This window comes from Negativicoccus succinicivorans (genome assembly GCF_014207605.1).
GTDB lineage: Bacteria > Bacillota > Negativicutes > Veillonellales > Negativicoccaceae > Negativicoccus > Negativicoccus succinicivorans.
In genome coordinates this window covers 65,719-84,646 of record NZ_JACHHI010000007.1, presented here as the reverse complement: position 1 = coordinate 84,646, position 18,928 = coordinate 65,719, and the positions used below count along the sequence as shown (strand labels likewise).

General features: G+C 50.6%; 19 protein-coding genes and 1 rRNA gene. 15 read left to right on the top strand and 5 right to left on the bottom strand.

The genetic code is table 11. The features are described from left to right. From rrf to rpmF, 9 genes are all read left to right on the top strand, one after another. Positions 1–79, top strand: a 5S ribosomal RNA gene (rrf, locus tag HNR45_RS07420); the annotation flags it as partial. A gap of 115 nt (positions 80–194) precedes the next feature. Beyond that, positions 195–1,640 (top strand): Na+/H+ antiporter NhaC family protein, encoded by a 1,446-nt coding sequence (locus tag HNR45_RS06950; protein ID WP_159823339.1) that lies wholly within the window; start codon positions 195–197, stop codon positions 1,638–1,640. Positions 1,641–1,717: 77 nt separating this feature from the next. Next, entirely contained in the window at positions 1,718–2,617 is a 900-nt protein-coding gene (locus HNR45_RS06945; protein WP_159823338.1) for an acetamidase/formamidase family protein, read from the top strand. A 149-nt stretch (positions 2,618–2,766) separates the two neighbouring features. Beyond that, entirely contained in the window at positions 2,767–3,471 is a 705-nt protein-coding gene (locus HNR45_RS06940) for an aspartate/glutamate racemase family protein (RefSeq protein WP_159823337.1), read from the top strand. A 145-nt stretch (positions 3,472–3,616) separates the two neighbouring features. Beyond that, on the top strand, positions 3,617–4,972 hold the full coding sequence (locus HNR45_RS06935; protein ID WP_159823336.1) for an APC family permease: 1,356 nt from the start codon (positions 3,617–3,619) through the stop codon (positions 4,970–4,972). Between the two features lie 289 nt (positions 4,973–5,261). Beyond that, positions 5,262–5,816 carry a LemA family protein gene (locus HNR45_RS06930; RefSeq protein WP_024049095.1) on the top strand — a complete coding sequence of 185 codons (555 nt, stop codon included), beginning with the start codon at positions 5,262–5,264 and terminating at the stop codon, positions 5,814–5,816. 16 nt (positions 5,817–5,832) lie between these two features. Beyond that, positions 5,833–6,801: a TPM domain-containing protein gene (locus HNR45_RS06925; protein ID WP_052099249.1), complete on the top strand. Its 969-nt coding sequence runs from the start codon at positions 5,833–5,835 to the stop codon at positions 6,799–6,801. A 190-nt stretch (positions 6,802–6,991) separates the two neighbouring features. After that, positions 6,992–7,498 (top strand): YceD family protein, encoded by a 507-nt coding sequence (locus tag HNR45_RS06920; protein WP_159823335.1) that lies wholly within the window; start codon positions 6,992–6,994, stop codon positions 7,496–7,498. Between the two features lie 15 nt (positions 7,499–7,513). After that, positions 7,514–7,690 (top strand): 50S ribosomal protein L32, encoded by a 177-nt coding sequence (gene rpmF / locus HNR45_RS06915; RefSeq protein ID WP_024049098.1) that lies wholly within the window; start codon positions 7,514–7,516, stop codon positions 7,688–7,690. Positions 7,691–7,749: 59 nt separating this feature from the next. Here rpmF and HNR45_RS06910 read toward each other — a convergent pair whose 3' ends face one another. Continuing rightward, positions 7,750–8,343, bottom strand: a complete 594-nt coding sequence (locus tag HNR45_RS06910; RefSeq protein ID WP_159823334.1) for a tetratricopeptide repeat protein — start codon at positions 8,341–8,343, stop codon at positions 7,750–7,752. Between the two features lie 155 nt (positions 8,344–8,498). Between HNR45_RS06910 and nhaA the strand changes: the two genes are divergently transcribed. The 6 genes from nhaA (at position 8,499) to HNR45_RS06880 (ending at position 16,033) form a co-directional block, all read left to right on the top strand. After that, positions 8,499–9,680: a Na+/H+ antiporter NhaA gene (nhaA, locus tag HNR45_RS06905; RefSeq protein WP_159823333.1), complete on the top strand. Its 1,182-nt coding sequence runs from the start codon at positions 8,499–8,501 to the stop codon at positions 9,678–9,680. A 51-nt stretch (positions 9,681–9,731) separates the two neighbouring features. Further along, positions 9,732–10,934 carry a tyrosine--tRNA ligase gene (gene tyrS, locus HNR45_RS06900; protein WP_024049101.1) on the top strand — a complete coding sequence of 401 codons (1,203 nt, stop codon included), beginning with the start codon at positions 9,732–9,734 and terminating at the stop codon, positions 10,932–10,934. Between the two features lie 189 nt (positions 10,935–11,123). After that, the gene (gene ppsA / locus HNR45_RS06895; RefSeq protein WP_159823332.1) at positions 11,124–13,511 is read left to right on the top strand and encodes a phosphoenolpyruvate synthase; all 2,388 of its coding nucleotides are present in this window, start codon (positions 11,124–11,126) and stop codon (positions 13,509–13,511) included. A 58-nt stretch (positions 13,512–13,569) separates the two neighbouring features. Then, entirely contained in the window at positions 13,570–14,220 is a 651-nt protein-coding gene (gene ccpN, locus HNR45_RS06890) for a transcriptional regulator CcpN (protein ID WP_081944229.1), read from the top strand. Next, positions 14,217–15,035 carry a pyruvate, water dikinase regulatory protein gene (locus HNR45_RS06885; RefSeq protein ID WP_024049104.1) on the top strand — a complete coding sequence of 273 codons (819 nt, stop codon included), beginning with the start codon at positions 14,217–14,219 and terminating at the stop codon, positions 15,033–15,035. Before ccpN ends, HNR45_RS06885 begins: the two co-directional genes overlap by 4 nt. Positions 15,036–15,043: 8 nt before the next feature. Then, a complete protein-coding gene (locus tag HNR45_RS06880; RefSeq protein WP_024049105.1) occupies positions 15,044–16,033 on the top strand; it encodes a deoxyguanosinetriphosphate triphosphohydrolase in 990 nt (329 codons plus the stop codon). Between the two features lie 82 nt (positions 16,034–16,115). On the opposite strand, the gene rpmB is transcribed toward HNR45_RS06880, so the two are convergent. The 4 genes from rpmB to HNR45_RS06860 form a co-directional block, all read right to left on the bottom strand. Then, positions 16,116–16,304 (bottom strand): 50S ribosomal protein L28, encoded by a 189-nt coding sequence (gene rpmB / locus HNR45_RS06875; protein WP_024049106.1) that lies wholly within the window; start codon positions 16,302–16,304, stop codon positions 16,116–16,118. A gap of 84 nt (positions 16,305–16,388) precedes the next feature. After that, positions 16,389–17,210 (bottom strand): MetQ/NlpA family ABC transporter substrate-binding protein, encoded by an 822-nt coding sequence (locus HNR45_RS06870; RefSeq protein WP_159823331.1) that lies wholly within the window; start codon positions 17,208–17,210, stop codon positions 16,389–16,391. A gap of 36 nt (positions 17,211–17,246) precedes the next feature. Then, positions 17,247–17,900 (bottom strand): methionine ABC transporter permease, encoded by a 654-nt coding sequence (locus tag HNR45_RS06865; RefSeq protein WP_159823330.1) that lies wholly within the window; start codon positions 17,898–17,900, stop codon positions 17,247–17,249. Continuing rightward, positions 17,881–18,924 (bottom strand): methionine ABC transporter ATP-binding protein, encoded by a 1,044-nt coding sequence (locus HNR45_RS06860; protein WP_159823329.1) that lies wholly within the window; start codon positions 18,922–18,924, stop codon positions 17,881–17,883. The genes HNR45_RS06865 and HNR45_RS06860 overlap by 20 nt, the downstream gene beginning before the upstream one ends. Positions 18,925–18,928: the final 4 nt, after the last annotated feature.

Genomic DNA, 18,928 nt, shown 5'->3' with positions numbered 1-18,928 from the left:
GCCGAACACAGTAGTTAAGCTCGTAAACGCCGAAAGTACTTGGCTGGAAACGGCCCGGGAGCATAGGTAGCTGCTGATTACGCCAAAGAGACCATCAGATAATGGTCTCTTTTTTTATTTAATAGTTATTTTTGAGTTTTTTCTATAATTATTATTTGGTATACTAAAAAGAAAGAACATATGGGGGTTTTATTATGCGGTCGTTATACAAAACTCTATTGGATCCCAATTCTGTTTTGCACAAGTGCATGAGTTACGGTCTTACGTTTTTACTTTTATTGGGAGTCATATTTCTGACGCCGGGGAAAGACCATTTACCGGAAGGAATAGGAACTTTATTAATCGTATACATTCTCTATTATACGTTGCTGACGAAACGCATTTTAGAGACTCTGATTTTTGCCACCATGTTGGGGATAGCATTAAATACAGGAGTCGGTGTAGTAGACGGATTTAAAGAGCAGTTGTATACGACGATGTCGAATCAAGACTTTTTGTGGATTGTTCTGATGTGCTGCTTTTTGAACGTATTTACAAAACTTCTTGGTAAAACCGGCGCATTGCATGCGTTTGCAAGATTGGTTAAACGTAAAGTGAAATCGGCGCGGCAATTAAATATGGCGACTTGGCTTATGCAATTTCCGCTGTTTTTTGATGATTACATGACGGTTACGATCGGCGGCAGTATTATGGCGCCGATGTACGATGAATTGGATGCTCCGCGGGAAGACGGCGCGTACTTGATCCATACTTTGGCGGAACCGTTGCGTGTACTGTTTCCGATTACTTCATGGGCGGCGTTTTTAGGCGGTGCGTTTGCTTCGGCGGGGCTTGCCGAAAACGGTAACGGCATGATGGCGTTTTTCCGCTCCATTCCGTTCAGCTTTTATGCCATCGTTTCCCTGATCGGTACATTTCTTTTTGCCGCCGGTTATTTACCGCGCTTGGGCGGTTTGAAAACACAACAAAAAGAATACTACGTGCCGATTGAAAATATGGAAGAGCAGGTCCCGGGTAAAAAAGACGGCGGGCTGCTGGACTTTTTCCTGCCGATTGTTTTCTTGATGGGCGTGGTTTGCTATTTTGAATTCGACACGGTACCGGCGATGCTGGTGGTTTTACCGGTGACGGTCGGCTACTATTTATTGCGCAATATTATCCAATCGGAAGATATTGAAGAGTGCCTGATTGCCGGCTTCGCCGATTTTATGAGTTTGATCATTTTGTTCTGCGTATCGTACATGCTCAATGATGTGTTGGTGAACTTGGGATATATCGATTACTTGGCAAATGTGGTACAAACTTTCGTTAACCCGAACTTGTTACCGTTCCTCGTGTTTGTTGTCTTTTGTATCTCGGAATGTATCATGTCGCTTAATTGGGGCCTGATTTTAATTACGTTCCCGATTTTGATTCCGGTGTCATTGACCGTCGGGGCCAATCCGTACCTGGTAGGGGCGGCGATTATTTCGGCCGGCGCTTTCGGTTGCAATATGTGTTACATTTGCGATTACACGATGCTGACTTCATCGGTCTTCGGCTTAAAGCCGGGCTATCACGCATCGACTTGTGTTGCTTACTCCATTATCTTTGCGGCGATTTCCGCCGTGATGTATTTAATCGCGGGTTTTGTGTTCTAGTTGTCCGCCGAAGATGATGTTGGGCAAGATAGCAGTGTGCAGCAAATTTACAGTGGTACAGTAAAGGAGGAAGTTTTATGCAAGAGATCAGAGAATGTATTTATAAGTTTACTCCCGAGATGCAGCCGGTTGCGACAGCTAAACCGGGTGAAGTGGTCAAATTTATCACCAAAGATTGCTATGACGGTCAGGTGCAAAAACCGACGGATATTGCGGAATCGGTGGATTGGCAACATACGAATCCGGCGACCGGTCCGCTTTACATCGAAGGCGCGGAGCCGGGCGATGCGCTGGCGGTCGATATTTTGGATGTTACGGTAGCTGACCAGGGCGCGGTATGTTCGATTCCCGAATGCGGTCCGTTTTGTGAAAAAAGTGAATTGCGGACGCATATTATGCGGATTGAAAACGGTTTGGTGCATTGGGATGCCAATGACATGGTGTGGCCGTTGGACACGATGGTCGGCGTGATCGGTGTCGCGACCGATGAAAAAGAAATCTCTACCGGTTTTGTGGGAAATCACGGCGGCAATATGGACAGCCGCATCATCCAAAAGGGCGTAACGGTTTGGTTCCCGGTACGTGTTAAAGGCGGCCTGCTGGCCATGGGTGATCTGCATGCCACGATGGCGGACGGCGAAGTCTGCGGCAACGGGATTGAAATCGCCGGTGAAGTGATCGTGCGCGTGCGTCTTTTGAAAAACTTCAAGCTGAATTGGGCGGTTACGGAAACCAAAGATGCGTACTTTGTCAACACCTGCGGACCGACGTGCGATGACGCGATTCGCGCGGGATATTTGGAATTGCATCGTCTGATCAGCGATGCGTACGGATTGGATTACACGGATACCGCGATGTATATGTCCATTCAGGGATATCTTTGCGCCAACCAGGCTTGCCTTGTGGAAGAGGCCGGCGGTGACAGCTTCCGTGTCGGCACGCCGAAAGTATTGAATAAAAAACCGCTGATCGGATAAAAAGGGCAAAGATTTACATAGAAAATGCACAAAGAGGTCGTCATTGTGACGGTCTCTTTTTTGCATTTTTGTATACATTTCGGTTATCGTTGCATTCGTTAAAGTAAAACGGTAAGATAAATGTAAAATAAAAGAAACGGAAGATGGCTATGGTTAAAAAGAACGGTAAAGTATTAGGTGTGCTCGGCGGGATGGGACCGGCGGCGGCAGCGGAATTTTTACGTCTGCTTGCGGTATACGCGCCGGCGGAAACGGATCAAGAGCACCCGACGGTAATTATGCTCGGCGACACGGATCTGCCCGATCGCAGCGCGGCCATGCTCGGCAACGGAGCGGACCCCGGCCCGCAAATGCGAGACGACTTTGAAAAGTTGATTACATGGGGTGCGGACGTGCTTTGCGCACCATGTAATTCGGCGCACTATTTCATTGAACAATTTGCCGCTGAACTTACAGCGCCTCTGATTAATATCACGGATGTGACGTTGGCGGAGGCGGCAAAACTTTCGACGCAGGGAGCTTGGCTTTTGGGGACCCAAGGAACATTGCGCTCCGGATTGTACCAGAAAAAAGCGGCGGAACGCGGTTTTGCGTTGTACGATCCGTTACCGCTTGCCGGAGAATGGGCAGAACAGTCGTTGCGCTACATCAAATCGGGCAATTTCACGCTGGCGGGCGAACGCTTGCGTCAAGCGGCGGAGCTTTTGTGGCGTGAAAACGATGTGCCGCTCGTGCTGGCTTGTACGGAGTTGCCGTTGGCATACGGCGCGGCGCAACTTCCGGATCAGCGCGCGGTGTCGTCGTTGGCGGCGTTGGCGAGGGCCTGTCTGCGGGAGTTGTATACGTGTGAATAAAGAGCCTGCGGGCTCTTTTTTATTTCTCGAAATGAGGTACGGTGAGACAGAAGTGATATAATTTGTAATAAATAAAATTATTTTGGTCGTTCTAATGTGTTTATTATGGTATACTCTCAGTATTAACAGCTAAGGAGGGATGGGCATGGCGGAACCGAACGGTAACGTTGTTGGTACGGGGTATGATCAGACATTGAAAAGGGTGTTGACGCGTAAAGACTTGATTATTTACGGTATCGCGTTTATGACGCCGATCGCGCCGGCCTATATTTACGGCTATGCGACGACGACGACAGGGGGGACCTTGGCGCTCGCGTACGTCATTGCGATGGTGGCGATGCTTTTCACCGCGATGAGCTACGGTAAGATGGCCAATGCGTTCCCGGTGGCCGGTTCGACGTACTCGTATACGGAAAAAGGGATTAATCCCTACCTCGGTTTTTTTGCGGGCTGGGCGATGTTTTTGGACTATGTCTTGGTGCCGTTAATTGTTTTTATGGTCGGCGCGGCGTATGCGCATTCGACGTTTCCTGCGATTCCGTACTATGCATATGTGTTCGGCATCGCGTTGGTGACAACCGTCGTCAACTATTTCGGCGTGGATATAGCGGCGAAAACAAACATGCTCTTGGTTGGTGTCATGGGAGTGATCGTTTTTCTGTTTTGCGCGATGTGCGCCTGGGCGCTGACAAACGGTGTCGGCGCGGGCGCATTGATTTCCGCCGCGCCGTTTCATCCGGAAAGCGCGCACTCGATCTCCGCGCTGGTAGCGGGTGCGGCGATTGCCTGTTTTTCGTTCCTGGGCTTTGATTCGATTACGACGATGGCGGAAGAAGCGATTCACCCGGAGAAAGATATCGGCATCGCGGCGATGGCGGCCTGTCTTCTCGGCGGCCTGATCTTTATCTTGCAGGCGTACCTGGCGCAACTCGTCTGGCCGGATTACACGACCTTCGCCTCGCAGGACACGGCGCTTTTTGAAGTGGCGCAGCTCGTTGGCGGCGAATGGCTCGCCATCACGTACACGATTGCGGTCATTATTTCGACGATGACGGCGGGACTTGCCGGTCAGTCCAGCGCGGCCCGTCTTTTGTACGGCATGGGACGCGACGGTTTGCTGCCGAAAGCATTTTTTGCGCATTTGCATGCGAAGTACCAAACGCCGACGTACAATATTTTGGTTATGGCGGCGATCGGCGTATTCGGAGCGATCTTCCTCGATATTCCGATTGTGACCGAACTTTTAAATTTCGGTGGTTTGTTCGGTTTTATGTGCGTCAATCTCGCGGTCATTGTTTACTACTTCTGGCGGAAAAAAGAACGGCAAATATTCCGTTACTTCCTCGCGCCGCTCATCGGTTTCGCCGTGTGCGCGTATTTGTGGGCGAACCTTTCCACGACCTGTTTGATCGTCGGCGCGGTGTGGCTTTTCGTCGGCTTGATCTACCTGCTCGTTTCCACGCGCGGACTGCAACATAAACCGCCGGTCTTAAAAGAATAAACTAAAAAACGGTAACTGCCATTCTATAAGCGGTTACCGTTTTTATGTTGTTGAAAAAATCTTCTTTCTTCTCCTTTTTTAGAAAGTAAACGAAAAAATAAAGAAATAAAAGAGCGAGTGATTTTATTTATATCGCAGCATGAAATACCGACCATTCGTTTTGAAAATATCTGATACCGTTTCACAGACATGACAGGCGAAAAAGGAACAAGACGAAGTAAGTGAAAGCGTCGATTATGGTATAATATAGTCAAATGATTTCTTGTTTATCGAGCTGGAGGAGGCTATTATGAAAAGAATTTGGTGGATAGTGATTGCGGTCGTCGCGCTGGCGGGCTTTTGGATGGTCGGTCAGTACAATGGACTGGTTACTGCGAATGAACAGGTCAACGGCGCGTGGGCGCAAGTTGATACACAATTGCAACGGCGTAACGATTTGATTCCGAATTTGGTCAATACGGTCAAAGGCTATGCGCAACACGAGCAGGAAGTATTTGATAACGTGTCGAATGCCCGTGCCAAGATGGCGGGCGCGCAGTCGGTAAGCGAAAAAGCGGAAGCTGATGCGCAACTGCAGGGCGCGTTAGGACGTTTGTTTATGGTCGTTGAAAATTATCCGAATTTGAAAGCGGACGCGAATTTCCGAGCGTTGCAGGATGAATTGGCCGGCACGGAAAACCGCATTGCCACATCGCGTCGCGATTATAACGGTGTCGTGCAGACGTTCAATGCCCGAATTCGTCAATTCCCGACAAATATTGTGGCAGGATTGCTGGGCTTCAGCAGCCGTGACTATTTCCGCGCATCGGAAAGTGCGCAAACTCCGCCGCAAGTTCAGTTTTAAGTAAGGACGCACGGTGATGGAAAACACGCGCGTGCACACGACGGAAGTGCTGCGCAAGTGGGGGCTGTGGTTCGTTACTGTCAGCTGGCTGGTTATGGCGGTGATCGTTCCGGCGGTAGCGTCTGCCGATGTGGCGGTGGCGGAGCGTTCGCCGTTATGGCCGAAAGCGACCGATACTCTGCCGGCGGAGCAGGGATTGGCGCCGAGTCAGCCTAATCATCAGCCGGCACCGCAGCAGACCGATCCCGCGCAGACAGGCGCGGCCACCGACAGTGTCTCGACGACACCTGTGACAACGCCGTATCCGGCGTTGCGCGGTGATATTTATGCGCAGGATTTCGCGGGTATTTTGTCACGTACAACGGTCCAGAAAATTCGTTCCGTCGGGCGTGCTTTGGAAGATAAAACCGGTGCCCAGGTCGTAGTAGCGACCATGCCAAGCATTCCCGACGGGGATATGCAAATGTATGCGACCGAGCTGTTTCGACGCTGGGGCATCGGCGATAAATCAAAAAACAACGGGATTTTGCTCCTGGTCGTACCGTCGGCCAAGCAGGTGCGCATTGAAGTCGGTTACGGTTTGGAAGGCGCTCTCAATGATGCGAAAGCGGGCGAGATTTTAGATCGGTACTTTATCCCGTATGCTAAGCAAAATCAATTTGAGCAGGGCATCTTGCAAACCTACGGTGCTTTGATCGGCGTGACGATGCAGGAATACGGCATCACGGAAAAGGATTTAGGCACACCGGGAAAGGTTGAAAAACCGGAACGGCAAAGCGGTTCCGTATGGCCGCTGGCATTTTTGGTCGTAGTTCTGATGCTGGACGGTATCTTTAATCGCGGTCGTCTGACACGCATTTTGCTGCTGATGTTTTTCTCCCGCGGAGGCGGGGGAGGTTTCGGCGGCGGCGGCGGCTTCGGGGGCGGTTTCCGCGGTGGCGGAGGCGGCAGCTCCGGCGGTGGCGGTGCCGGCCGATCATGGTAAGTGGAGGCGGAGATCATTCCGCCTTTTTTATTGCAGTCGGAAAAATGACTTTGCGCATTGAGCACGCCCCTTAAGTTTACATCACAGGTTTACTTTGTTAGAATAGATGTAATTATATTCACGTGGAAAAGTATCCTCTCAATTGACAATAAAGGGTGAAATCGCTATAATAAGAAAGTCGAGGTTCAGCATGAAAGTATCCATTGATGCCGCCATCGCTCATCCCGGAGAACGTATTGCGTATGCGTTTACTTTGCCGCAGGAAGAATTTGCGGAAGATCCGGAATTGAAAGGCTTGTTGGCTCCCGTGGAAATCCGCGGTGAATATTGGTATGATGGGGAACGCTTGCATTGGGAAGGGGAATTAACCACTCGCATGCAAGGCGTTTGTACACGTTGCTTGGATGAATTTGAACGGGAGATCCGCGTGCCCGTTTATGAACGATTCGTCCGTGAACCGGAAAAAGATGCGGATGCACTTGGATACGACGGCCTGACCGTGGATGTACGATCTCTTGTTCGGGATACGTTGCTCATTGAGGAGCCGGTTCAAGTGCTGTGTCGGGAAGATTGTCAAGGTCTTTGTCCGCACTGCGGAACGAATTTAAATAAAGGATCTTGCGATTGCAGCGATACGGAAATCGACCCTCGCTGGGCAGCTCTGGCTGCCTGGAAGCAAAGTAGCAGGAACGAGTAAAGAGGAGGTGCAACCATGGCAGTACCGAAGCGTAAAATGTCGAAAAGTCGTCGCGATCGTCGTCGCGCGAACTGGAAATTGACGGCCCCGGGCTTGATTGAATGCCCGCAGTGCCACGAAATGATCATGCCGCACCGTGTGTGCAAATATTGTGGTCATTACAAAGGCAAAGCTGTAATGAATGTACAGTAAAGACGACAAAAAGGAATGGATCTCTCCATTCCTTTTTTTATACTATCGTGCAAGATCGATTACTGAACCAATTTTTGAAACCGCGCGTTTTCATGAAATGAGCGGAAGTGATCCTGCGCGCGCGCCGCGTCGGCAACGGCCGGATTTGCCGCAATCGCGCGCTCCAAATAGTCAAGCGCCGGGTCTGTTTCGCCGCGATCGGCGTAAATCGTCGCGATACCGTACAAAGTCCAGGCGTTTTTCGGCTCCTTTTTAAGCACGTTTTGGAAATGGGCGAAGGCTCCGTCGAGTTGTCCTTGTAACTTATAATACATGGCCCAATTATATTCGACGGTGGGCATCCCGGGCGCTAAATCGGAGGCGCGGGTCAGATCGCTGCGAGCTTCTTCGTAGCGTTCATCCAAGGCGCGTACCAAACCGCGATCGGCGTACGCGTGGTAATCCTGCGGGGCGGCTTTGATCGCTTCCGTAAATTGCGTTTCGGCAGCGGCGTAATCCCCCGCCTGCATGCTTGTGACGCCTTCCCGCCAAGCGGTCGGAGGTTGCGGGACGGTTTGTTCGGCGTTCGTCGCCGCGGTCGGTGCGGGCGGCGGCGCATCTTGTCCGCAGCCGCTCAGACAAAGACAAAGCAGAATGACAAGCAGGTATGACATAATTGCCTCCATATAGAGATCTTATACAAAAAAATATTTATACAAAAAATAAAAGTATATGTATATTATATTATACATGAGTTATACTGGTACTGTGTCGGTACATATTATGAATGATGCTGATACTCTGCCGGCGCATAAAGGCGGTTGAGAAGATGACGAGTTTAAAAAAGATTATTCAGGCGGATACGTCGAGCGGGATTCTTCTGATGATCGCATCCGCACTGGGGCTGATCGTTGCGAATAGCGGGCTGGCGATTTCCTATTTCAGCTTTTTGAATCAGCCTTTCGGCGGACTTACACCTTTACTTTGGATCAATGATCTGTTGATGGCGTTTTTCTTTTTATACGTCGGTCTGGAGATTAAACGTGAAATCTATGAGGGCGATTTGCGGGAGCGTTCCGCACGCATGTTGCCGGGGATTGCCGCTTTTTGCGGTTTAGTCGTTCCGTCAGCGATTTACCTCATCTTTAACCCGTTGGGAAGTGATACGGCGCACGGCTGGGCGATTCCGGCGGCGACTGATATCGCATTTGCATTAGGCGTGTTGGCGCTGTTGGGAAAACGTGTGCCGCGTTCGCTTAAAATTTTCTTGACGGCGTTGGCGATTATTGATGATTTACTGGCGATTTTAATTATTGCGTTTTTTTATACGAATGAAGTGGCGTTCACCTATCTTTTGGTGGGGGCGGTTATTGTGGCGATTCTGTTATTTTTAAATCGTCGTAATGTGGGTAACGCCGTGCCGTATGCTATATTGGGTTCTATTTTATGGTATTGCTTCCTGCGTTCCGGCGTGCATGCCACGATTGCCGGCGTCGTTTTGGCTCTGACGATTCCGCTGACCGCGAAAACGAAATCCGGCGGCGTGATGCATATTCTCGACTCCTGGATGGGAGCATTGCATTTACCTGTGTTTTTCATCATCCTGCCGATCTTCGGATTCGCGAATGCCGGCGTATCTTTCAACGGGTTCCACTGGGGCGACCTTTTGGATCCGGTAGTGCTCGGCATCGCCTTAGGTTTGTTCATCGGTAAACAGATCGGCGTGTTCGCCGCGTTTTACGGTTTGGTAAAAACGGGTTATGTGGGCATGCTTACCGGCACTCGTTGGGAGCATGTGTACGGTTGCTCCATTTTGTGCGGGATTGGCTTTACCATGGGGCTTTTCGTCACGATGTTGGCGTTTGTCAATCCGGCGTTTCAAGATCAGGCTAAAATCGGTATATTTGCCGGATCGCTTCTGTCGGCTTTGGCCGGTTACGGTGTGTTGGCGCATGCCGCGCGTAAGACCGAGCCGAGTGAGCAACGGCCGATATTGGGCGGACAGATGTAACGGTTATAATATTACTCAGAAGTAGTTTAACAATGGTAGTGGAGGTAGCAGATGAAATCGGTAGAAGAACAGTTAGCGCAAATGAGTTTTGGAGCGGCGGAAATTTTGCCGTTGGATGAATTACGTAAGAAATTGGAGCGTGCCGTTGCAACGAATACGCCGCTGCGGGTTAAATTAGGTTTGGATCCTTCCGCGCCGGATATTCACCTCGGACACACGGTAGTCTTGCGCAAACTCAAACAGTTTCAGGACTTGGGACATCAGATCGTTCTGATTATCGGCGACTTTACCGGCCGTATCGGCGATCCGAGCGGTAAAAGCGCGGCGCGTAAACCGTTAACGGAAGAACAGGTCTTGGCCAATGCGAAGACGTACGAAGATCAAATTTTTAAAATTTTGGATCGCGATAAAACGGAAGTCCATTTCAACAGCGAATGGCTTGGTAAAATGAATTTTGCCGACGTTTTGACGCTCGCAGCGAAATATACGGTCGCACGCATGTTGGAACGCGATGATTTCCAAAAACGTTATACCGAAGGACGGCCGATTTCTCTGCATGAATTTATGTATCCGCTGATGCAGGGTTACGACTCGATCGCGACCAAAGCGGATATCGAATTCGGCGGTACCGATCAGAAGTTCAATCTGATTGTCGGTCGCCATCTGCAAAACGAAACGGGCATGGAACCGCAGGTCGTTATCACGATGCCGCTCTTGGAAGGTTTGGACGGCGTACAGAAGATGAGTAAGAGCCTTGGCAACTACATCGGTATCGATGAAGAGCCGACAGAAATGTACGGCAAAGCGATGTCGATTCCGGATGAATTGATGGCGCGCTACTTCATGTTGGTGACGGATATGCCGCGCGAAGAGCAGGAACAGCTGGCGCAGGGGCTCAAAGACGGTAGCGTTCATCCGCGCGACGCTAAGATGATGCTCGCCAAAACGATTGTCGAACTGTACCATGGCGCCGCGGCAGCCGAAGCGGCGGAACAGGAATTTGTCCGCGTTTTCCAGGAACGCGATCTGCCGAGTGAGATCGAAGAGCTTGCGATCGATGCGGGTGAAGTCTGGTTGCCGCAATTGTTGCATGCGGCCGGTATGGTCTCGAGCAACAGTGAAGGCAAACGCATGATTCAACAGGGATCTGTTCGCGTCAACGGCGAAAAAGTTATGGAAGAAAATTGCACGTTGCAAAATGATGATGTTTTACAAGTCGGCAAACGTAAATATCGTCGCATTCGTTTAGGTTGAAATGACAATCAAAAAGAGCTCGCGTGAGCTCTTTTTTTGTATGCAAAAACAGGATATCGGAACGAACTCTATGCAAATCTTGAAAGTCGACGGATAACACTTGACAGAAATTTAAATAGAATATACTATAAACTTGACTTTGATATATAGTATACTCTTTTAATACGCGGGTTTTGAAAGGAGATCAAAATGGATAAAGAGAAAGCATATGTACTTTGGTTTGACGACTTGCGTCGTTCGGACGTCGATTTAGTCGGCGGAAAATCTTCTTCCTTGGGTGAACTTACCTCGCAGACGAAGGTACCGGTACCGTACGGTTTTGCCACGACGGCGCACGGCTATCGTTACTTCATGGAAAAGTCGGGCGCGGATGCGAAAGTAAAAGAATTGCTCGAAAATTTGACGGACGTCGAAGATTCGATGCAGCTGCGTGATGTTTGTGCGCAAATTCGCGAAGCGATCATGGCCGTAAAAATGCCGCAGGAATTGCAAGACGCCATCGGCAATGCCTACGACGAATTAGCGAAAAAAGTCGGCGAAAAGACGCCGTTTGTAGCGGTTCGTTCCAGCGCGACGGCGGAAGATTTACCCGACGCCAGCTTTGCCGGTCAGCAGGATACCTATTTGAACGTCAAAGGCAAAAAAGAAGTAATTGCCCGCGTTAAAGAATGCTACGCTTCCACCTTCACCGACCGCGCCGTGTATTACCGTGTAAAACAGGGCTTTGATCATCTCGAAGTGGCGCTTTCGGCCGTCGTTCAAATGATGGTATTCTCGGAAGCATCGGGCGTTATGTTTACGGTTGATCTGGCTACCGGCAATGATCAGAACATCATGATCGAAGGCGCTTGGGGCTTGGGCGAATACGTTGTTCAGGGTACGGTAACGCCGGACAGCTTCCTTGTCAACAAACAGGATCTCACGATTACGGAAAAACATATCAACGAAAAACCGATTATGCTCACGCGTAAACCGGGCAGCGGCGTCATCGAACAAAACGTCGATCCGGAAAAAGCGAAACAGCAAGTTATTTCCGACGAACAGGTCGTAGAACTCGCGCGCTATGCATTGGCGATTGAAAAACACTACGGCTGCTACATGGATATCGAATGGGGCGTCGATGAACGCGACGGCTCGATCAAGATTCTCCAGGCGCGTCCGGAAACCGTTTGGTCGAAAAAGAATAAAGAAAAGAAACAGAATGAACCGGCGGAAACCAATTATGCGACAGATCGCAAGCCGCTCTTGAAAGGCTTACCGGCCAGCCCGGGACGCGTCGGCGGTAAAGCGCACGTCATCCTTGACCCGGCGCTGATTGATACGTTCAACGAAGGCGAAATTCTGATCACGAAAATGACCGCTCCCGACTGGGTTCCGGCCATGAAGAAAGCAAAAGCGATTGTTACCGATGCGGGTGGCATGACCTGCCACGCGTCGATCGTCAGCCGCGAATTGGGCATTCCTTGTATCGTCGGTACGCAAAGTCGCGGTGACGCCGCTACGGAAACCATTCAGGACGGCGCGATGATTACGGTGGATGCGACGAACGGTATCGTCTATGACGGCCTGATTGAAGACCTCGTCAAACAACCGCAAGCAACGGAACAGACCGCGGTGGCGGCGGAATATTTCCCGCCGACCGGCACGAAAGTATACATGAACCTCGGCGATCCGGACTTGGCAGAAAAACACGGACAGTTGCCGTGCGACGGCATCGGTCTGATGCGCGAAGAATTTATCTGGACCACGTTCATTCATGAACATCCGCTGTACCTGATCGAAATCGGTCACCCGGAACGCGTGGTCGACGGTTTGGCGGACGGCATCCGTAAAGTGTGCCAGGCGATGGCACCGCGTCCGGTAACCTTGCGTTTCAGCGATTTCAAATCGAGCGAATACCGCGACCTCAAAGGCGGCGACAAATATGAACCGCATGAACCGAGCGCGCTCTTAGGCTGGCGCGGCGCGTCCCGTTACTACGACCCCACCTATATCGAAGCATTCAAATTGGAATTGGCGGCGGTCCGCAAAGTACGTGAAGAATACGGCTTCAAGAATTTGAATGTGATGATTCCGTTCTGCCGTACAGTGGAAGAAGCTCGCATTATCACCGATTTGATGGCGGCCGAAGGCTTGCGCCGCGGCCCGGACTTCAAAGTTTGGCTGATGGCGGAAATTCCTTCCAATATTATTTTGGCGGATCAGTTTAATGAATTTGTGGACGGCTACTCGATCGGTTCGAACGATCTCACGATGCTGATACTCGGTTGCGATCGCGACAACGACACCGTTTCGCACATTTACGATGAACGCAATCTGGCAGTACGTCGTGCCATTCGACACTTGATCGAAGCGGCGCATCGTGACGGTAAAACCGTTTCGATCTGCGGGCAAGCGCCGTCGGTATATCCTGACTTTACGGCATTCCTGATCAGCCAGGGCATCGATTCCGTATCGGTTAACCCGGATATGGTCAAAGCGACCAAGAAAATGGTCGCGCAACTGGAACAACGCATTTTGTTGGATGCGGTGACCGGCAAGGGTCGCCAGGCCAATCAGGAAGAACTTAAATGGTAATAAAAAAATGCCCCGTTACGGGGCATTTTTTGTATAATAGAGTCAGGTGGTGAGAACGATAGAACTTTCGGAGAGACAGGAAAAAATTGCCGAAATGGTGCGTGCGGACGGACCGATCTCGGGGCATGCGATTGCAAAACGTCTTTCGGTAACGCGCGCAGCGTTGCGCAGTGATCTTGCGATTTTAACGATGCTGGGGATTTTAGACGCGCGGCCGAAGATGGGCTACTTCTATATCGGAAATGAATCGGACAATCTTTTGGCCGATGAAATCCGTTCGATGACGGTTTCGCAATGTTTATCACAGCCGGTCATGGTGCCTCAAGATGCGTCCGCCTACGATGCGATCGTGACTATGTTTACGGAAGACGTAGGAACTTTATTTGTCGGCACGCAACAGGAGTTGGCGGGGGTTATTTCACGTAAAGACCTCCTCAAAGCGGCCATGGGCAAACGGGAACTCACTACCCTGCCGGTACGGTTGGTCATGACGTCCAGCAGTCGTCTGATTTATGTGGAAATGAATGACGACGTGTTATCGGCGGCCCAAAAAATGATTGATTACGAGGTGGACTGTCTGCCGGTAGTCGATGTCACGGACAAGGCGGGCGAAAAAATCTATCAGGTGCGCGGCCGTATTTCCAAGACGGGGATGACTCGTTTGTTGGTGGATATCGGGCGTGGCAAGGGAAGAGGAGTGAAAAAATGAAAGTACCGACAATCTATGTGCTTTCGGATTCATTGGGCGAAACGGCGGAAAATGTCGCACGTGCCACGATCAGTCAGTTTGACAAGGAAGATATCGACATCATTCGGGTACCGTATATCCGCACGATAGAACAGGTGGAAGACGCGGTGCGCGAAGCGCAGGCGAATGAAGGCATCATTTGTCATACGATCGTCTCGGAAGAATTGCGTTCCAGTTTTGAAGAGATCGCCCGCCAATACAAGGTGACCTCGGTCGATATTATGGGACCGATGTTGCGTGCGGTCGAAACGATTGCAGGAACCAAACCGCGCATGCAACCGGGCATGGTTCACAAGCTCGATCAGGAATATTTCAAAAAAGTGGAAGCGATCGAATTCGCGGTCAAATATGACGACGGTAAAAATCCGGCCGGATTTTTAAAAGCCGATATCGTTATTATCGGCGTGTCCCGTACTTCGAAAACGCCGCTTTCCATGTATTTGGCGCATAAAAAAATCAAAGCGGCGAACTTGCCGCTGGTCCCGGAAGTGCCGTTGCCGGAAGAATTATTCCAGCTGCCTTCCTATAAAATTGTCGGTTTGATTATCGATCCGGGCAAGCTCAATACGATTCGCAGCGAACGGTTAAAATCCATGGGCCTTGCCGACGGAGCAAGCTACGCGGCGCTCGATCGCATTCGCGAAGAGTTGACGTATGCGCGTGAAATTATGCGCAAACTGCACTGTCCGGTGATCGACGTATCCACGAAAGCGATTGAAGAAACGGCCAATCGGGTTATGGAAATCATCGAACGCAACCGCCGTTTACACGGGTGAGGTGAACTATGCAAATCCGCGAAGTGACCGAAGAACGCGAAGTCAAATATTTAGCGACGCACGCGGCTCACAGCCGTGACGCCGTGCGCGAGCGTCCGCAGGATAAGGATCCTTTGCGCACGGAATACCAACGGGATCGTGACCGGATTTTGCATAGCAAGGCGTTTCGACGCTTGAAACACAAGACGCAGGTATATATCGCGCCGACGGATCATTATCGCACGCGGATGACGCATACATTGGAAGTGAGTCAAATCGCGCGGACGATGGCGCGCGCGCTGCGCTTGAATGAAGATTTGACGGAAGCGATCGCCTTGGGGCATGACGTGGGACACACGCCGTTCGGTCATGTCGGTGAATTTGCGATTCGCGATTTGTTTGGCCATTTTCATCATAATGAGCAAAGTCTGCGCGTGTTGGATGTGCTGGAAAAGCACGGCGCCGGTTTAAATCTGACGCAGGCCGTACGCGACGGTATTTTGAATCATACGGGGCCGAATTTACCGCAGACATTAGAAGGGCAACTGGTTCGTTACAGCGACCGTATTGCCTACTTATGCCACGATTTTGATGATGCGGAGCGGGCGGGGATGCTCACTGCGGACGATTTGCCGGCGGAAGTACAGCGCCATTTCGGAACAACGCATTCGTCGATGATCACGGCGATGGTGAGTGACCTGGTGTATTCGTCGTCGGATCGGGAAACGATTATTATGACGGATGCCACGCAGGCGGTCATGGGTACCTTTCGTGAATTTATGTTTGCCAATGTCTACCAGGCGCCGGCGCTGGTGCCGGATCGTAAACGCGGTTACCGCTTGGTACAGGAGCTTTGCCGCTACTATTTGGAAGATCCCACGCGTCTACCGGTGGAACATCAGCCAAACGAAATCCCGGTGGAAACGGCAGTGATCGACTATGTGGCCGGCTTGACAGACGAGTATGCGATTCGTTTATATCAAGACGTATTTTTGCCGCGCTACTGGGATGTTAAATAAAAAACCGCCTACGGGCGGTTTTTTATTATACGAGGAAAAGAAGATATTAAAAAAACCGCCCGAGGGCGGTTTTTAGTTTGTCTTAAGGACGTTCCACTTTGCCGGAACGAAGGCACCGAGTGCAGACGTTCTGTCGCGTGGTTTGACCGTTGAGAACAACACGTACACGTTGAATATTCGGTTTCCAGGTTCGTTTCGTTTTCAAATGTGAGTGGCTGACGTTCATACCGGTTTGCGTACCTTTACCACAAACTTCGCAATAATTTGCCATTATCTACACCTCCTTGCAAGTTCCGTTATTAGCAACAGTAGTATTTTATCACAGCTGCATTCCGTTGTAAAGGAAAATCTCAAATCAGAACGCCGGCACGAGCGCGCCTTTAAATTCTTTGTTAATAAAGTCGCGTACGGGCTCCGATTGGTAGTAGGAAAGCAGTTTCGCATACGCCGCGTTGGTTTTCTCGTCTTTTTGCACGGCCAGTACGCAAGCGTACGGCGATTCTTTCGTTTCTACAAAGCGCGCGTCCGCAACCGGGGAAAGTCCCGCTTCAAGCGCGTAGTTCGTATTAATTACGGCGGCGTCCACGTCATCTAACGAGCGCGGCACTTGCGCGGCTTCCACTTCAAGAAATTCGAAATGATGCGGATTTTCTTTGACATCGGCGACCGTGACGGTGATATCATTCGTGCCGAGTTGGATCAGACCGGCCGACTGCAGCAGCAAGAGCGCGCGACCGCCGTTCGTCGGGTCGTTCGGAATGGCTACTTTCGCGCCGTCGGGAATGGCATCAAGCGTTTGGTATTTCGGTGCATAGAGCGCCATCGGTAAGAGCACGGTTTTGCCGATCGAGACTAATTTGTCGCCGTTATTTTTATTGAAATGGTTCAAGTACGGCTGGTGTTGGTACGCGTTGGCATCAATTTCGCCATTGGCAAGCGCCTGATCCGGTGTCAAGAAGTCGGTGAATTCCGCCACTTTAATGACGAATCCGTCACGCGCGGCCACTGTTTTGACCTGTTCTAAAATTTGCGCTTGCGGACCTGCCGTTACGCCGACAACGAGCGGTCGTTCTTGGGTGCCGAGCGCAGCGTTTGCCGGCTCTTTTTGGGTGCTGCAACCGGCCAGTACGGCCAAGCTGCAAAGCAGGAAAAATAAGACTGTCCATTGTCGTTTCATAATAAATTACCCCATCTCACTATTTTATTTTCAGATTTATTTTTTATTGACATGTCGTGCCAAATAATTGCCTAAACTTTGAATCAATTGGACCACGATGACCAATATCGCAATCGTTGCGAGCATCACATCGAGACGGAAACGCTGGTAGCCGTAGCGGATCGCGAGATCGCCCAAGCCGCCGCCGCCGATCGCGCCCGCCATCGCGGAGTAGCTGATCAAATTGACGATGACGTTAGTCATGCTGTCGATAATGGTCGGAAGCGCTTCGGGAACCAACACTTTGTAGATGATTTGGAACGGGGAAGCGCCCATTGACTGCGCGGCTTCGACCAATCCGAAGGGAACTTCTTTCAGCGCCGTTTCCACCAGGCGTCCGGCAAACGGAATCGCGGCGAGCGTCAAGGGCACGCACGCGGCGGTCGTGCCGATCGAAGAACCTGCAATCATACGAGTCAACGGAATAATTGCGACCATCAAAATAATAAACGGAATCGAACGCAGCATATTGACGACGGCGCCGAGCGGTTTATTAATCGCGGCATTTTCCAAAATATGACCTTTGTCGGTAACGAGCAGCAAGACTCCGAGAGGAATCCCAAAGAAAGCCGAGAGAAAGGAGGAAACGGCCACCATGTACATCGTTTCCCCTAAACTCTGCCATAAGAGGCTAACGATTTGCGGGGACATAACCGATCACCTCACTTTCAATGGGACACGTGTGCAGCCACGCCAAGGCGGCTTGCATTTGATCCTCACTGCCGCCCAACGTCACAATCAGTCGACCGAAGGAGGTGTCCTGAATGTAATCGATGGTAGCGTAGAGGATGCTGACTTCGAGATCAAACCGACGAATCAATGTCGCCAACAAGGGCTCATCGGTAACGTCGCCGATAAAAGATAACCGAACCAATAAATCGGCATCGGGAATCGGTGTTTGGGAAACATGCAAGTAGCTTAAATTTTCCGGAATCTCATTGCTTAAAATCGAACCGACAAATTCACGCGTGGTCGCCGTTTGCGGCGCGGTGAAAAGATCCGCCACGCTGCCCTGCTCGATGATGCGACCGTTTTCAATGACGGCGACGTGGTTGCAAATTTCTTTGATGACCTGCATCTCGTGCGTGATCAAAACGATGGTCAGGTGCAAGCGGCGATTAATATCTTTTAAAAGATCAAGGATCGCTTTGGTGGTTTGCGGATCGAGCGCGCTGGTCGCTTCATCGCAAAGCAGCACCTTCGGTCGCGAAACTAACGCGCGGGCGATGCCGACACGCTGTTTTTGACCGCCGGAAAGTTGGGCGGGGTAGTTGTCGCGGCGTTGTGTCAGGCCGACGAGTTCCAAAATCGGTTCGATCCGTTCTTTTTGTTCCGCTTTGGAAAGTCCCGCGAGTTCTAACGGAAACGCGATATTTTCATAGACTGTACGATGGCTCAGCAAGTTGAAATGCTGGAAAATCATGCCGATATGTTTACGTTCGTTACGTAATTCCTGTTCGCTCATCGCCGTCAGGTTTTTACCGTCAACCCAAACTTCCCCTTCAGTCGGCGTTTCCAACATGTTGATACAGCGAATCAACGTCGACTTTCCGGCCCCGGACAAGCCGATGATACCGCAAATTTCGCCTTCTTGAATATGCAGATCGATATTCTTGATAGCGTGCACCGGTTGCGGACCGGGATATACTTTGCTAATGTGCCGCAAATCTATCATTTTC

Bases quoted from the DNA above. Each gene is read 5' to 3' on its own strand.
- HNR45_RS06950 (WP_159823339.1), top strand. From the start codon at position 195: ATGCGGTCGTTATACAAAACTCTATTGGATCCCAATTCTGTTTTGCAC.
- HNR45_RS06945 (WP_159823338.1), top strand. From the start codon at position 1,718: ATGCAAGAGATCAGAGAATGTATTTATAAGTTTACTCCCGAGATGCAG.
- HNR45_RS06940 (WP_159823337.1), top strand. From the start codon at position 2,767: ATGGTTAAAAAGAACGGTAAAGTATTAGGTGTGCTCGGCGGGATGGGA.
- HNR45_RS06935 (WP_159823336.1), top strand. From the start codon at position 3,617: ATGGCGGAACCGAACGGTAACGTTGTTGGTACGGGGTATGATCAGACA.
- HNR45_RS06930 (WP_024049095.1), top strand. From the start codon at position 5,262: ATGAAAAGAATTTGGTGGATAGTGATTGCGGTCGTCGCGCTGGCGGGC.
- HNR45_RS06925 (WP_052099249.1), top strand. From the start codon at position 5,833: ATGGAAAACACGCGCGTGCACACGACGGAAGTGCTGCGCAAGTGGGGG.
- HNR45_RS06920 (WP_159823335.1), top strand. From the start codon at position 6,992: ATGAAAGTATCCATTGATGCCGCCATCGCTCATCCCGGAGAACGTATT.
- rpmF (WP_024049098.1), top strand. From the start codon at position 7,514: ATGGCAGTACCGAAGCGTAAAATGTCGAAAAGTCGTCGCGATCGTCGT.
- HNR45_RS06910 (WP_159823334.1), bottom strand. From the start codon at position 8,343: ATGTCATACCTGCTTGTCATTCTGCTTTGTCTTTGTCTGAGCGGCTGC.
- nhaA (WP_159823333.1), top strand. From the start codon at position 8,499: ATGACGAGTTTAAAAAAGATTATTCAGGCGGATACGTCGAGCGGGATT.
- tyrS (WP_024049101.1), top strand. From the start codon at position 9,732: ATGAAATCGGTAGAAGAACAGTTAGCGCAAATGAGTTTTGGAGCGGCG.
- ppsA (WP_159823332.1), top strand. From the start codon at position 11,124: ATGGATAAAGAGAAAGCATATGTACTTTGGTTTGACGACTTGCGTCGT.
- HNR45_RS06885 (WP_024049104.1), top strand. From the start codon at position 14,217: ATGAAAGTACCGACAATCTATGTGCTTTCGGATTCATTGGGCGAAACG.
- HNR45_RS06880 (WP_024049105.1), top strand. From the start codon at position 15,044: ATGCAAATCCGCGAAGTGACCGAAGAACGCGAAGTCAAATATTTAGCG.
- rpmB (WP_024049106.1), bottom strand. From the start codon at position 16,304: ATGGCAAATTATTGCGAAGTTTGTGGTAAAGGTACGCAAACCGGTATG.
- HNR45_RS06870 (WP_159823331.1), bottom strand. From the start codon at position 17,210: ATGAAACGACAATGGACAGTCTTATTTTTCCTGCTTTGCAGCTTGGCC.
- HNR45_RS06865 (WP_159823330.1), bottom strand. From the start codon at position 17,900: ATGTCCCCGCAAATCGTTAGCCTCTTATGGCAGAGTTTAGGGGAAACG.
- HNR45_RS06860 (WP_159823329.1), bottom strand. From the start codon at position 18,924: ATGATAGATTTGCGGCACATTAGCAAAGTATATCCCGGTCCGCAACCG.